This is a genomic window from Chrysiogenia bacterium (genome assembly GCA_020434085.1).
GTDB lineage: Bacteria > JAGRBM01 > JAGRBM01 > JAGRBM01 > JAGRBM01 > JAGRBM01.
This window is the reverse complement of record JAGRBM010000288.1, coordinates 1-14737: the sequence shown is the minus strand read 5'-3', so window position 1 is coordinate 14737 and position 14737 is coordinate 1. Positions and strand designations below refer to the sequence as shown.

General features: G+C 63.6%; 12 protein-coding genes and 1 pseudogene. 9 read left to right on the top strand and 4 right to left on the bottom strand.

Annotated features, from left to right (window positions below):
* Positions 1–1400 (bottom strand): hypothetical protein (locus tag KDH09_09980; GenBank protein ID MCB0220010.1); only part of this gene is annotated, 1400 nt, incomplete at its 3' end.
* A gap of 68 nt (positions 1401–1468) precedes the next feature.
* Entirely contained in the window at positions 1469–2467 is a 999-nt protein-coding gene (locus KDH09_09975; protein MCB0220009.1) for a magnesium transporter, read from the bottom strand.
* A 106-nt stretch (positions 2468–2573) separates the two neighbouring features.
* Here KDH09_09975 and KDH09_09970 point away from each other — a divergent pair, with 106 nt between their 5' ends.
* The gene (locus KDH09_09970) at positions 2574–3089 is read left to right on the top strand and encodes a hypothetical protein (protein MCB0220008.1); all 516 of its coding nucleotides are present in this window, start codon (positions 2574–2576) and stop codon (positions 3087–3089) included.
* A gap of 51 nt (positions 3090–3140) precedes the next feature.
* On the opposite strand, the gene KDH09_09965 is transcribed toward KDH09_09970, so the two are convergent.
* Positions 3141–4211: a phosphotransferase gene (locus tag KDH09_09965; protein ID MCB0220007.1), complete on the bottom strand. Its 1071-nt coding sequence runs from the start codon at positions 4209–4211 to the stop codon at positions 3141–3143.
* Positions 4212–4715: 504 nt separating this feature from the next.
* On the opposite strand from KDH09_09965, the gene ilvB reads away from it, so the two are divergent.
* The 7 genes and pseudogenes from ilvB (at position 4716) to KDH09_09930 (ending at position 11898) form a co-directional block, all read left to right on the top strand.
* On the top strand, positions 4716–6425 hold the full coding sequence (gene ilvB / locus KDH09_09960) for a biosynthetic-type acetolactate synthase large subunit (GenBank protein MCB0220006.1): 1710 nt from the start codon (positions 4716–4718) through the stop codon (positions 6423–6425).
* A 291-nt stretch (positions 6426–6716) separates the two neighbouring features.
* Entirely contained in the window at positions 6717–7196 is a 480-nt protein-coding gene (gene ilvN / locus KDH09_09955; GenBank protein ID MCB0220005.1) for an acetolactate synthase small subunit, read from the top strand.
* Between the two features lie 108 nt (positions 7197–7304).
* Complete coding sequence (gene ilvC, locus KDH09_09950; protein ID MCB0220004.1) at positions 7305–8417, top strand: ketol-acid reductoisomerase; 1113 nt, start codon at positions 7305–7307, stop codon at positions 8415–8417.
* A 195-nt stretch (positions 8418–8612) separates the two neighbouring features.
* Positions 8613–9461, top strand: coding sequence for a CDP-diacylglycerol--serine O-phosphatidyltransferase (pssA, locus tag KDH09_09945; GenBank protein ID MCB0220003.1), 849 nt, complete (start codon positions 8613–8615; stop codon positions 9459–9461).
* Positions 9462–9860: 399 nt separating this feature from the next.
* Positions 9861–11399: a 2-isopropylmalate synthase gene (locus KDH09_09940; GenBank protein MCB0220002.1), complete on the top strand. Its 1539-nt coding sequence runs from the start codon at positions 9861–9863 to the stop codon at positions 11397–11399.
* 4 nt (positions 11400–11403) lie between these two features.
* Positions 11404–11667, top strand: a pseudogene (locus KDH09_09935) (DUF4258 domain-containing protein).
* A 3-nt stretch (positions 11668–11670) separates the two neighbouring features.
* Positions 11671–11898, top strand: coding sequence for a type II toxin-antitoxin system MqsA family antitoxin (locus KDH09_09930; protein MCB0220001.1), 228 nt, complete (start codon positions 11671–11673; stop codon positions 11896–11898).
* 200 nt (positions 11899–12098) lie between these two features.
* Here KDH09_09930 and KDH09_09925 read toward each other — a convergent pair whose 3' ends face one another.
* A complete protein-coding gene (locus tag KDH09_09925; GenBank protein ID MCB0220000.1) occupies positions 12099–13094 on the bottom strand; it encodes a DUF72 domain-containing protein in 996 nt (331 codons plus the stop codon).
* Positions 13095–13189: 95 nt separating this feature from the next.
* Between KDH09_09925 and KDH09_09920 the strand changes: the two genes are divergently transcribed.
* Positions 13190–14593, top strand: a complete 1404-nt coding sequence (locus KDH09_09920) for an FAD-binding protein (protein MCB0219999.1) — start codon at positions 13190–13192, stop codon at positions 14591–14593.
* Positions 14594–14737 lie beyond the last annotated feature (144 nt).

Genomic DNA, 14737 nt, shown 5'->3' with positions numbered 1-14737 from the left:
AGCTGCGCGGCGGGATCACCCCACAGCGGAATTTCAAACGAGAACACCGCGCCGCGCTTGCTGCGGTTGGCCGCGTGGATGGTGCCGTGGTGGGCCTCGATGATGCCGCGGGCGATGCTCAGGCCAAGACCCGTGCCCGGCTGCGCCCGGCCGGCCGGCGGTTTTCCCTGGTAGAATTTTTCAAAGACGTTTTCCATGTCGGCCGACGCAATTCCCGGTCCCTCGTCCAGCACGCTCAGGCGCAGATGCTTGCCGCCGGGTGCGAGCTGCGCCTCGACGCGAATGCACCCCTTCGCCGGGGAGAACTTCGTGGCGTTGTAGAGCAGGTTGAGCAGCACCTGCTGCAGGCGCACGCTGTCGCCGGCAATGAACTTGCCGTGCGCGGCGGCAAGGTCCGTCTCGATGCGCAGTCCCTTTTCCTGGAATACCGCGCCCAGCTCACCGATGGCGCCTTCGACCAGTGCGACGGGTTCGAGCCGCGCGAGCGTGACCTCGAAGTTGCCGCTGCTCATACTGCGCAGGTCGAGCAGGTCATTGACCAGTGCCGAGAGGCGCGTGCCGTTCTCGCGGGCGATGTGCATGAGCTCTGCGCTACGCTCGGGATCCTCGCGATAGGCTTCGAGCAGCCCCACCGCGCCCATGAGCGCGGTGAGCGGGGTGCGCAGCTCGTGGCTGACCATGGAGAGGAATTCGTCCTTGGCCCGCGAGCGTTCCTTGAGCTCTGCGTTGGCCGCGGCAAGTTCAGCCTGCCGCCGGTCCCAGCTTCCCACCAGTCCGATGAAGACCATGATGATCATGATGAGAATGCTCACGAAGATCAGGCCCATGGTGCCCGACCATGATTCTGCCAGGCGGTGGTGGTCATAGGGAGCGGTGGCCAATGCAGGTGCGTAGGGGATGACGCGAAGGCGCTCTAGAATGCTGGCGCCGAAGGCGACGAAGAAGAAGCTCACCATTCCCAGCACGCTGGCGAACCGCCCGAAAAGCACGGCCGAGACGAACAGACCGCCCAGAAAAACGAGCACGCCGTACGGACTGGTCAGCATACCGACCATGTAACCCACCCAGGCGTTGGTGACAGCGTAGACCTGGATCTCAAGGTGAACGGGCAAGTTGCTTTGGGGGTTGCTTCGGCGCTCATACAATGAGAGTGCCCCCATCAACAGCCAGACGATGGCCAACAAACAGGCAATCTCATGGAGCAGGGCAATCACGCCGGGTTCGGCATAGGCGGTCGCGGTCGGGTTGTCGCGGTAGTGCCAGAGGGTCAGACCCAGGGACACCGATGACGTGATGTTGACGAGGGCGACGAGCAGGCACTTATCGGCGTTCGACCATTCTACGATCCGGCCAAGCTCAGGCAGGCGCAGGCGCGCCGCTTCTTTGGGTTTTTCTTCCATCCTGCGTGAGGCGACTATAGCGCAAAAGGAATCGCGGATTAAGCCACTCGGGGTACAGTGGCGGTGTATCAGGCGCTTCTGAGAAGCGCCCCCGCCAGGTTGAAATAGAACATCAGGGTTGCAAGGTCCGTTACGGCCAGAACAATGGGCCCGGCGGCGATTTTCGGGTCGCGACGCAGCGCGTGAATAATGGTCGGAAAGATCACACCGAGCAGCGCCGCGGTGATGATCGAAAGCGTCATGCTCAGTGCCACGGTGAAGCCAACCCCCGGCGCTCCGCGCCAGAGCCAGACCACCACGCCCACCAGCGCCCCGCTTCCCACGCCGAGCAATGTGCCCGTGCGCAGCTCCCGCAGCAGGTCGCGCGCGACGCGCTTCCACTGCACCTCGCCCTCATGAAAGCCCTGGATGGTCAGACTCATGCTCTGGATGCTCACGCTCTCGGCAAGGGCCAGCACTACGGGGATGAACAGGGAGAGAACCACCACGGCAGCAAGAAGCGATTCGTAGGCCGACGCCAGAAGCGCCGCGGTGATACCGCCGCCGATGTTGCAGAGCAGCCAGGGGAAGCGGTCCCCAAAACTCTCCCACGCATTGCCCGAACGTGCGCGCGCCAGATGCACGCCGATCAGGGAGAAAGCGTCGTTGCCCGACTGTTTTTCTGCAATGGAGAAAACCTCGTCGGTAAACAGGCTCACGTCGATCACGCCGCGCAGCTCGCCGCGCTCGCCCACGACGGGGAAAGCCAGATAGCGGTGAAAGAGAAATTGCTCGCAGGCGATCATCACGGTGGCCCGGTCGGAGACGCTCACAATTCGGGTGTCCATGATCTCGGCGATGCTTCGATCCAGGTCATTGACCAGCAACGCGCGCGTGGGCACCACGCCGCGCAGGACTCCCTCGTCATCGACCACGTAGATGTAGACGATGCGCTTGGAGGGCCGCGCCTTGCGCACGCTCTCGAGTGCCTGGGCGACGCTCTGCTCGGGGCGCACGGTAACCTCGGTGGGATTCATGTGGAGGACGACCGGGTCGTCGAGTTGCTCGCTGCTCAGGGGCTCGGCCATGGCACTTCCTTTCGGCTCTGCCTCTACGAGTAATCGCCGCCGGGCGCGGCGCCAATGGGGCGGCCTCGCTTTTGCGCGGCGCGGGCAGGGGGCTATGCTTGGGAGCATGGGCGAGTATCGCGGCTCGATCATCTCCGTGGCGCGGGTCGAAGAATTCATTCGCCGTGCCCATCCCTCCAAGGCCATTTATGGCCAGATCATCGCGGCATCGCTGCTGGCGGCGCTCGAAGAGCGCGGCAGCACGCCCTGGGAGGCAATTGTCTCCATTTCGGTGACGGTCATGGCCGTGTGGTTGGCCAAGCTCTACGCCGACCTGCTGGGCAAGTCGGTGCAGCGCCAGAGCATGCCGCCCACCGATCGCAAGCAGATCGTCATCGAGACACTGGCCGTCCTGCTCAGCCTGATTCCGATGTGCTCAATTTTCGCTCTTGCGGCCGCGGAGCTCGTTCCCCTGCGGGCGGCCTTCCGGCTGGCCGAGGCGGTGACGCTGCTCATCTTGTTCGTCATGGGCTTCGAGTCCATGCGTCGCTACAAGGGCTCTATCTGGCGGGGGATCGGCGCGGGCGTGCTGGCCGCGCTTGTCGGCGCGGCGATCATCGGCCTGAAATCCGCGCTTCACTAAATACAAAAAGGGCGGGGGAGAACCCCGCCCTGAATCGGCAAGCTGCGCGCCCTACATGCGGTGCTTCACCTGCTGCACGGCGGCGTCGGAGAGGAACTTCACGACGGGGCCGTAGCTGAGCGCCTTCTGGGAACTGGCGTTGCCGTCGAGGCCGCGCTTGTAGACGCCCTGCACGATGGCCGCCAGGCGGAACATCGAGAAGGCGACGAAGAAATCGAACTCGGGAAGGCAGTCGCGCCCGGTCTTCTCGCAGTAGCGCGCCAGGTAGTCCTCTTCGCTCGGAATGCCGAGCTCCTTGAGGTTCGTTCCAAGGAATCCGTTGGAGGCGCCGGCGCCGGGCATGGCGGGAAGGTGATAGAGCATGCAGTTGTAGGCCAGGTCGGCGAGCGGGTGGCCGAGGGTCGAGAGCTCCCAGTCGAGCACGGCGATCACGCGGGGCTCGGTGGGGTGGACGATCATGTTCTCCAGACGGAAGTCGCCGTGGGCGATGGCCGTCTCGTCATTTGCGGGAATGTTTTTGGGAAGCCAGTCGAGCAGCAGGTTCATGGGTTCGACCTCGTCGGTCTTGCTCGCCTCGTACTGCTTGGTCCACCGGCTGAGCTGGCGTTCCATGTAGTGGCCGACCTTGCCGTAGCCCTCGAGCCCCACGGCGTCGTAGTCCACCTTGTGCAGCGCGGCCATGGTATCGCCCATGCTGTACCAGATGGCCTCGCGCTCTTTGGGGTCTTTCACCTCGGGCATCTTCGAGTCGCGGAAGATGCGGCCCTTGCGGAACTCCATGACGTAGAAGGCCTGGCCGATGACCGACTCGTCCTCGCACAGGCAGTAGACCTTCGGGACCGGGACCTCGCTGCCCTGAAGGGCCTTGAGCACGCGGTACTCGCGGTCGACCGCATGGGCCGAAGGCAGGAGCTTGCCCGGGGGTTTCTTGCGCATGACGTATTCCACGTCGCCACCCTTCAGAAAGAAGGTCGGATTGGACTGCCCGCCCTCGAACTGGCGGATTTCCAGCGGCCCGGAAAAGCCCTCGACGTTGGCCTTGAGGTAGGACTCCAGCGCGGCCTTGTCGAACTCATGGCCCTCGCGAATCTCCGTCAGCTCGGTCCCGATTGCTTCACTCATCAAAAGCGCTCCATGCCCGGTAGGCCCTTCTGGTTTTAGTGACGGGGTAATCAGTTGGCAACCAGTCGGAGTTTGAAACCACAGATGGCCACGGATGAACACAGATGAAGGAAAGATGAACAAGGGGGCCGGAGTCAGATCTTTCGGATTCTCGGCCTGAAGTCCTATTTGTTATCTCCATCCGTGTTCATCCGTGGCCATCTGTGGCAAAAACTCTGCCCCTCCAGCATTCCCGGCTACCCACTTCCATAACCCACCGGTTTGACAAGCTTTTTGCCGCGGTATACAAAGAAGCTCTGCAGGGCAGGCGCTTTCCTTGCCGGAACAGCCTGTCCGTTTCCCCTGTGTGGGGCTGTGAAATACCTCGTGGAGTTACGTGCGAGTCCGGCTACCGGGCCCCTCGCGCAAATCCAGCGATCACAGCCTTTGCCTGCCGCGGCAGCATCCGCGGTGAAAACTTCGAGTGGCCGTGCGGAGATCCCGCCCGGCCGGAGGGTGTTTCGGATGGAAATGACCGGCGCCGAGATTTTTTGTGAATCACTGACACGCGAGGGTGTGGACACCTTCTTCGGGTATCCCGGAGGGGCGGTTCTCCACATCTACGATGAGATCTACAAGCGCAAGATGAATCATGTGCTCACCCGCCACGAACAGGGCGCGGTGCACATGGCCGATGGCTACGCGCGCGCGAGCGGGAAGGTGGGCGTTGCGCTCGTTACTTCCGGCCCCGGCGCGACCAACGCGGTCACGGGTCTTGCCACCGCCTACATGGATTCGATCCCGATGGTGTGCTTTACCGGGCAGGTGCCCAGCACGCTCATCGGCAACGACGCCTTCCAGGAGGCCGACACGCTCGGCATCACCCGCCCGGTGACCAAGCACAACTTCATGGTGACCGATGTGAAGGACCTGGCGCGCATCATCCGCGAAGCCTTCTACATTGCGAGCACCGGTCGCCCGGGCCCGGTGGTGGTGGACATTCCCAAGGACATCACCGCCGACAAGTGCAAGTTCCACTGGCCCGAGAGCGTGGACATTCCCAGCTACAAGCCCACCGTTCAGGGCCACATGAAGCAGGTCAAGAAGGCCATGGACCGGCTCCTGCGCGCGAAAAAGCCCGTGCTCTACGTGGGGGGCGGCGTGATCCTCTCCAACGGCGCCGAGGAACTCAGCAAGTTTGCCCGCGCGCTCAACATCCCGGTGACCCAGACGCTGATGGGGCTCGGATGCTTCCCCATGGGTGCTCCGCTCTCGCTCGACATGCTGGGGATGCACGGGACCTACCGTGCCAACATGGCCATGAGCAACGCCGACGTGATCATGGCCGTGGGCGTGCGCTTCGACGATCGCGTGACCGGCAAGCTGGAGAAATTCGCCGTTCATGCCGACTTCATCCACGTGGACGTCGACCCGGCAAGCATCTCCAAGAACGTGGAGATTCAGATCCCCATCGTGGGTGACGCGCGCGTGGTGCTCGAACAGTTCAACGAAGTGCTGCCCGATTCCAAGAAGACCGAAGCCTTCCACAAGCAGATCGCTCCCTGGCATGAGCAGATCGCCAAGTGGGAGGCCACGCACCCGCTTGCCTATACCCACAATGAGACCGGGGCCATCAAGCCGCAGTTCATGATCGAAGAACTCCAGCGCCTCACAAAGGATCGCGATCCCATTGTCGTGGCCGACGTGGGCCAGCACCAGATGTGGGCGGCGCAGTACTTCAAGTTCCAGAAGCCGCGCAAGTGGCTCAACTCCGGCGGCCTTGGGACCATGGGCTTCTCGCTGCCCGCGGCCATCGGCGCGCAGTTCGCGTGCCCCGACGACCTGGTGCTCTGCATCGCCGGCGACGGCTGCATCCAGATGTGCATCCAGGAACTCATCGTGGCCGCCGAGTACAAGCTGCCCATCAAGATATTCATTGCCAACAACTCGTGCCTGGGAATGGTGCGCCAGTGGCAGGAGTTCTTCTACGAGAAGCGCTACTCCGAGGTGCTCTGGCAGAAGGAGCCCGAGTGGGTGAAGCTGGCCGAGGCCTTCGGAGCCATCGGGTTCGACGTCGACAAGGTCGAGAACTTCGAAAAAGTTGCCGAAGAAGCGCTCGCATCGCCGCAACCGGCCATGGTGAACGTGCGCGTCACGCAGGACGAGAATGTCTATCCCATGGTGCCCGCCGGCGGCGCGCTCGACGAGATGCTGGTGTTCGAACCACCGGCGTAAGATAGCTTGGGTTCGATTTTCCCCTCTCCCTTTCAGGGAGAGGGTGCCCGCAGGGCGGGTGAGGGTGGAGAGTTGCACCATTGCACCCTCACCCTCCGCTTCGCTCCTCCCTCTCCCTGAAAGGGAGAGGGGAGAGCGGACAGGATTTTCAGGGGCGCGGCTGCCGGAGCGATCCTCCGGCGCCGCGCACCACATACAACTCACTCACGGGACGCGTCTTGAGCGCGTATTCAAGTGCGGCTGGCGTGAAATCGGCGGCGTCCCGGGAGAACCGATACCAGGATACGGGTTATGAAACACACACTGACACTTCTTGTGAACAACGAGTTCGGCGTGCTCGCGCGCGTGGCGAACCTCTTCTCGGCGCGCGGCTACAACATCGAGTCGCTCAACGTGGCCCCGACGCTCGAGCCCGCGGTCTCGCGCATGACGATCGTCACCAGCGGCGACGAGAAGATCATCGAGCAGATCACCAAGCAGCTCAACAAGCTCATCTCGACGGTGAAGGTCTCGGACGTGACCGAGTCCCCCCACGTTGAGCGCGAGATGGTGCTTATCAAGGTCAAGGCCGTCGAGGACAAGCGCGCCGAGGTGCTGCGCATCGCCGACATCTTCCGCGGGAAGATCATCGATGTGTCGGCGACGACCTACACCATCGAGTTCACCGGCAGCCAGGACAAGGTCGGCGCCGCCATCGAGCTGCTGCGACCCCACGGGATCAAGGAAGTGGTCCGCACTGGGGTCACAGCCATCACCCGAGGGGCGAAATAAGCCCAAAAGCAGGGCAGGGCCCGAAAGGGCACCCTGCGGCTTGACAGGCCTCCGTGGGCGCCTACGATAGGGCCCCTTCGGAGCCCGGGGGCGCCGGGAGCGGCTCGAATGATCGGGCCTCCGGCGGCTCAAAGAACGCCTCCAAAGCGGGCTCAGGCCCGAAATTTTAAGAGAATCCATTCCAGGCAAGGGAGCCTTGTTGCAATGAAAGTTTACTACGACAAAGACGCTGATCTCAGCAAGATCAAGGGCAAGAAAATTGCCGTCATCGGCTACGGCAGCCAGGGCCACGCCCACTCGCTCAACCTCAAGGAGTCGGGCTGCAACGTGGTCGTCGGCCTGCGCGAGGGTTCCTCGTCCTGGAAGAAGGCCGAAAACTCCGGCCTGACCGTCGATACCGTCGGCCGCGCCGTCAAGGACGCCGACGTCGTCATGTGCCTGCTGCCCGACGAGACCCACGGCGAAGTATTTGCGAGCGAGATCGAGCCCAACCTCAAGGCCGGTGCCTACCTTGCCTTCGGTCACGGCTTCTCGATCCACTTCGGCCAGGTCGTCCCCCACGAGGACATCAACGTGATGATGATCGCGCCCAAGGGCCCGGGTCATCTCGTGCGGAGCACCTACACCCAGGGCAGCGGCGTTCCCTGCCTCATCGCCGTTCAGCAGGACGCGGCCAAGGACACCAAGGAAGTGGCCATGGCCTACGCCAGCGCCATCGGCGGCGGCCGCGCCGGCATCATCGAAACCAACTTCCGTGAAGAGTGCGAGACCGACCTCTTCGGCGAGCAGGCCGTGCTTTGCGGCGGCGTGAGCCATCTCATTCAGGCCGGTTTCGAGACCCTCGTCGAGGCCGGATACGCCCCCGAGATGGCCTACTTCGAGTGCCTCCACGAAGTGAAGCTCATCGTGGACCTGATCTACGAAGGCGGCATCGCCAACATGCGCTACTCGATTTCCAACACGGCCAAGTACGGCGACATCACGCGCGGCCCGCGCATCGTCACCGACGAGACCAAGAAGGAAATGAAGAAGATCCTCGACGAGATCCAGACCGGCAAGTTCGCCAGGGAATGGATCCTCGAGTGCCAGGCCGGCCGCCCGAGCTTCAACGCGCTGCTCAAGCGCGGCGAAGACCACCCCATCGAGAAGGTGGGCGGTGACCTGCGCAACATGATGGCCTGGATCGCCGACAAGAAGATCGTCGACAAGACCAAGAACTAGGGCCGGCCAATCAGCTCAAATGCTGGAGGGGCGGGGTTTTCCCGCCCCTTCGTTTTGGGCCGCCGGGAGCATGGAATCGTGCACGTGCACGTTGAGGAGCCGGGGGGCCTCGCGGCGATGGTGGATGTTGCCGCAAAACCGTTCACCTGAGGCCCTTTTATCTTTCTAACCCGCAGGGATATACTCGGACCCACCATGGCCGGAGAATCATCGCTTTCAAGGATCAAGGCCCGACGGGCCAAGGCGCGGGAGAACGCGCGGCGCCGCGGCATTTATGTGCTGCCCGCGCTGCTTACCACGGCGAGCATGTTCTCGGGCTTCTATGCCATCATCGCTTCGATCGACCTGCGCTTCTGGGAAGCGGCCTGGGCCATCGTGATCGCCGGGATCTTCGACGGTCTCGACGGGCGCGTGGCTCGCATGACGAACACCACCAGCGAGTTCGGCGTGCAATACGACTCGCTCAGCGACCTCATCTCCTTTGGCGTGGCGCCGGCGATTCTCGCCTACAACTGGTCGCTCTTTCCCTACCAGCGCTGGGGCTGGGTCGGCGCCTTCCTCTACGTGGTGTGCGCCGCCATTCGTCTGGGACGCTTCAACATCCAGCAGGAAGAGGGCGAGGGCAAGGATTACTTCATGGGCCTTGCCTCCCCGGCGGCGGCGGGCCTGGTCATTACGCCGGTGCTGCTCCACCAGCAGCACCTGGAGTTCTTCGATCGCTTCGGGATCAACGGCATTGAGGGGACGCTGCGCCATCCGGCCTACATGGTGCTGGTCTACGTGGCGGGCCTGCTGATGGTCAGCGAGATCCCGTTCAAGAGCCCCAAGGAAATCAATTTCGTTGACCGCAGCCGCTTTCGCGTGCTCGTCTTCTTCGTCCTGCTGCTCGCCCTGCTGGCCATTCAGCCGGTGTGGTTCTTCTTCGGCACGATCTATCTCTATGTGCTGGGCGGCCTGCTGATGTGGATGATCTCCGCCGGGCGCCGACCCGACGAAGACGACGACGATCTGGTGGGCGGCGACGACCTGCCCGAGATGGAATAAGAAGCTTCTTCCGCTCTCTCTCCCCCGCATGCGGGGGAGATGTCCGGTTTTGTCCGACGTAGCCTTGGCGAAGTCGGAAGGACAGAGGGGGCGGCCGCACGAGCCTGGCCGCTCCGGCAGGGAACAAAGAGCCCCTAATTGGGACAGGGGGCTTGCAAAAATCTCAAAAATCCGTAGCATTGGCAAAACGGCGCTCGAAAAGGCCGTGAGGAAACATGCAGCACAAGACGCTCAACCTACTGCTCCCGGGTCTGCTTCTCAGCGGACGGGAGCCCTTTGTGTCTTGAGCTGAAATCAGCGAACTTGTAAGCACAGAGGGCCCCCGGAGACCGGGGGCCTTTTTCGTAGGTGTCCGGTACTCTTTGGGGGCCTTCGGAAACACACGGAGCCAAGAAAACGATGAGCGAGAAGGTCTACATCTTCGACACCACCCTGCGCGATGGGGAGCAGTCACCGGGCTGCTCGATGAACGTGGAGGAAAAGGTCCGCATGGCCGAGCAGCTTGCGCGCCTGGGTGCCGATCTGATCGAGTGCGGATTCCCCATCGCCTCCGAGGGCGACTACGAAGCGGTGCGCGCCATTGCGCAGCGTGTGGAGGGGCCGCGCCTCATGGGCCTCTCGCGTGCCCAGTTTCCCGACATCGACCGCGCGGCCGAAGCGCTGCGTCCCTCGGGCAGGTGGGGGATTCACACCTTCATCGCCACCAGCGACATTCATCTCCAGCACAAGCTCAAGATGAGCCGCGAGCAGGTGCTCGACGATGCTTCGCGCGCCGTCGAGCGCGCCCGTTCCCACACCGAGTGGGTGGAGTTCAGCGCCGAGGACGCCACGCGCTCGGATCCCGACTATCTGGTGGAGGTCTTCAAGCGCGCCGTGGAAGCCGGCGCCCACGTGCTCAATGTGCCCGATACGGTGGGCTACACGACGCCGTGGGAATTCGGCGAGCTCATCGCCCGCGTCAAGGACGAAGTGGTCGGTGACAAGGACGTGATCATCTCCGTCCACTGCCACAACGACCTGGGCCTTGGCGTCGCCAACTCCCTGGCTGCCGTGCGCGCGGGGGCGCGCCAGGTCGAGTGCACGGTCAACGGCATCGGCGAGCGCGCGGGCAACGCCTCCATGGAAGAGATCGTCATGTCGCTGGCCACGCGCGCCGAGTATTTCGGCTACCACACCGACGTGAAGACCGACCAGATCTACCCGAGCTCGCGGTTGCTCAGTTCCATCACCGGTATCAACGTCCAGCCCAACAAGGCGATTGTGGGGGCCAATGCATTCGCCCATGAGGCGGGCATCCACCAGCACGGCGTGCTGGCCAACAAGCTCACCTACGAGATTATGACCCCCGAGTCGGTGGGCATTCCCACCAACCAGCTCGTGCTGGGCAAGCACTCGGGCCGCCATGCCTTCAAGGACCGCCTGAAAGAACTGGGCTTCGAGCTGAGCGCGGAGCAGACCGAAGAGGCCTTCCACAAATTCAAGCGCCTTGCCGACCTGAAAAAGGAAGTCTACGACGAGGATCTTGAGCGCATCGTGGCCGACGAGCTCATCCAGATCGAGAGTCGCTACAAGCTCATCCACGTCAACTGCAGCTCGGGCACGGACATCCGTCCCTCGGCCACGGTGACGCTGGCGATCGACGGCGAGGAAAAGACGGGCTCAGCCTTCGGCGACGGTCCGGTGGACGCGGCGCTGGCCGCAATCAAGGAGCTCACGGGCTTTGGCGGCCGGGTGACGAGCTACGTGGTCAAAGCAATCTCCGGCGGCACGGACGCGCAGGGCGACGTCACCGTCGGCGTCGAAGAGGACGGCCGCCTCGTGCGCGGGCGCGGCACGCACCCCGACATCATGGTCGCCTCTGCGCTCTCCTTCCTGGATGCGGTCAACCGCATGGACTACCGCCGCCAGGTGAAGATCCGGGCGCAGGGGGGGATCTGAGGGAGTGGAGCTTCGCTTCAGCACGCATGCGCTCAGACGCATGTTCGAGCGAGAGATTTCCGTGGAGGACATTACCGCCGTGCTGAAGACGGGCGAGGTGATTGAGGACTACCCTGATGATTGACCTTATCCGAGTCGCTTGATGCTGGGTAGTCCCTCGGGGCGGGCGATTCACGTGGTTTTCGCAATGGCACCCGAAGTTGCTATAGTTGTAACCTGTTACGAACCTGATCCAGATCTTTGGGACGAAGGTTTTCGCAGGAGTGAAGACATGAAGTGTCCATTCTGCAAGCACGGTGAGACCCGGGAGGGTACAACAACGGTGACGCTTGAGCGCGGCGAAACGACAGTCGTGTTCAAGGACGTCCCCGCCGAGGTATGCGTCAACTGCGGCGAGGCGCTGGTGAGCGAGGAAGTCAGCGCGTCCCTTCTATCCCAGGCTCAAACGGCTGCGACGGCAGGTGTGGAAGTGGAAGTACGACACTACGTGGCCGCCTGAGTTTTGTGAAATAGAAGCGAAAGCCCCGCCGGAAGGCGGGGCTTTTCTTGTTCGTGAAGTCGTTTCCGTTCGTCCTGAGTAGCATTGCGCAACGCAATGCGTATCGAAGGGCGCACGTCAGCCTCAATGTTCCGAGGCCCGTTTGCCCTTCGATACGTTTTGCTTTGCGAAACACTCAGGACGAACGGGATGGGCGCAATTCATACCTCCCGCAGAACCTCCCCCGCCAGTTTGATGAGCGTGAGCGGGGAGCTGCCCTCGGCCTTGTTGTTGGCGATGACGTAGGCGGGAGTGCCGGCCTTGAGCTTCCGAATGACTTCGCGCGCAATATCGAGGCGCGTCTGCGGGGCTTCGTCGACGAGTTCGTCGAAGGGCTCGTAACGGTTCTTGGCCGTGTCGTAGGTGAGCCCCGGAGCGAGCATCCAGCGGCACACGAGCGCCGGGGCCTTTTCGCTGAGCGCCATCTCGGCCTGCGCGGATATTCCCGGCATCGCCGGGTGGATGTTGAGGCAGTGCACGGCGCCCGCGGCCCCCAGCGCCTCGCGGTACTGCGGCGTGAGCAGCTCCTTGTTGCGGATCTCCACGGCGTAGACCGGGCCCTTTGGAAGGCGCGCGAGGAGCTCGTGGATGCGGTCTGCAAAGCCTGCCGCGCCGCCCATGGCGGATACGTCCTGCGGCGCGAACTGCAAGAGCAGCACGCCGGCCTTCTCACGCAGGCCCTCCATGAAGGGGCCCACCACGTAGTCCTCGGCGTAGGAGAGACTCAGGAAGTCCGGGTTCTTCTGTCCCCGGCGCGAGCCGTAGCGGGCGTGGTCGGGATAGCGCGCCACGGTGAGCGCCTCGCTCGCCTTGGCAAGAAAGCGGAAGTCCGCGGGTACCTGCCCGGCGTATTCGGCGTAGACACTCTTTTCGATGGGGGCGTAGTAGGTGCGGTCGATCCCCACGGTGCGAAGCAGCGGGTGGCGCCCATAGGCGGCCAACCCCTCGCGCGCGAGCTCGGCGTGGCTGGCCTTGCGGTCGTAGACGATCCCCTCCCAGCCGGGAAAGCTCCAGGAGGACGTGCCCAGGTAGAGCTTCGGGGGAAGCGCCTTGCCGAGCGCGCGAATCTCTTCCGAGAGGGCCGCCGGGCCGACGGGCTCCTTGCCCGCCTTCTTTGGGGCGGCGCCGAACAGATCGAGCTGGGGCGGTTTGCTCATGGTGCCTCGGGAAATTGCGCGCGCCCTTTGTCGCGCGCCCTGCGCTTCGTATACTCGCTCGCGAAGTAGCGGGCGAGGGCCCGCCCGGGGAAGCAATGAGCGACTACGCGAAAATTACGCCCGAAATCGCGGCCAAGCTGCGCGCCATTCTCGGCGAGCGGGGCCTGCGCGCCGATGAATCGGCCATCGAGAAATACGGCCGCGACGAGACCGAGAACCTCCATTTCGCGCCCGAAATCGTGGCGATCCCCGAGAGTGCGCAGCAGGTCAGTGCGCTGATGAAGCTGGCAAGCGCGCATCGGATTCCCGTCACCCCGCGCGGCGGGGGCACGGGCCTCTCTGGCGGCGCGCTCCCCGTGTGCGGGGGGATCAGCCTCTCGCTCGAGAAGTTCACGAAAATCCGCAAGGTCGATACCGGCAACCTCACCATGGAGGTCGAGGCCGGCGTGAGCGTGGCCGAGATTCACCGCGCCGCTGAAGAGGTAAAGCTCTTCTATCCGCCCGATCCCTCCAGCCAGGAGAGCTGCTACATCGGCGGCAATATCGCCGAGGACTCGGCCGGCCCGCGCTCGTGCAAGTACGGTCCCACGCGCCAGTGGGTGATGGGCCTGGAAGCCGTGCTCTCCGGCGGAGAGATCATCTGCACAGGCGGCGCCAACCGAAAGGACGTCACCGGCTACAACCTCACGCAATTGTTGATCGGCTCGGAGGGAACCCTGGCCATCGTGACGGCGGCAACGCTCAAGCTCATCCCGCTGCCCAAAGAGACCGTTACGCTGGCCGCGCCCTTTGTATCGCTCGATGCCGCTGCCGAGGCGGTGCAGGCGATCTTCCGCGAGGGCTTTGCCCCCTCGGCCGTAGAGATTCTCGAAGAGAACGCGCTCAAGGCCGTCGAGGAAATTCACGACGTGCCGCCCCAGCTCGCGGGCAAGGCGGCGCTCCTGTTCATCGAGTTCGATGGAAACGACGGCGAGCTGCTTCTCGAGCAGGCTGCCGCGCTGGGCGAGTTGCTGGAGAGCATCGGCGCCGGGGAAATTCTTGCCGCGCGCGATGCGACCGAGCAGCGCAGGCTCTGGGACGTGCGCCGCGCCGTGGGGGAGGCGGTCAAGCACCGCTCGGTCTATAAAGAGGCCGACACCGTCGTGCCGCGCGCCCGGCTCGCCGACTCGGTGCGCGCCGCCCGCGCCGCCGCCGAGGCCAACGGGCTCACCGCGATCTGCTATGGCCACGCCGCCGACGGCAACCTCCACGTGAACATCCTGCGCGGAGATTTGAGTGACGACGAATGGATCAAGCGAAGGGACGCTACCGAGCGCCAGCTCTTCGAGACGATCATCGCACTGGGCGGCCGCATCAGCGGCGAACACGGCATCGGCTGGGTTCAGCGCCAATTTCTCCCCATGGCCTTCGATGAGGCGGGGCTCTCATTGATGAAGCGCATCAAGGCGAGCTTCGACCCGCAGGGCATTCTCAATCCGCGCAAGATTTTTCCCGACTGAGGCGAGGCAGACCATGACGATCCACGCCGCGGCAGCGCTCGAGATCAGGGATGCCTTCGGCGTCAACGTCCACCTCAAGCGCTTCGATGCGTTTACGCTCTCTCGCACCCGCGAGCTCATTGCCCAGCTCGGCGCCGGTCGGGT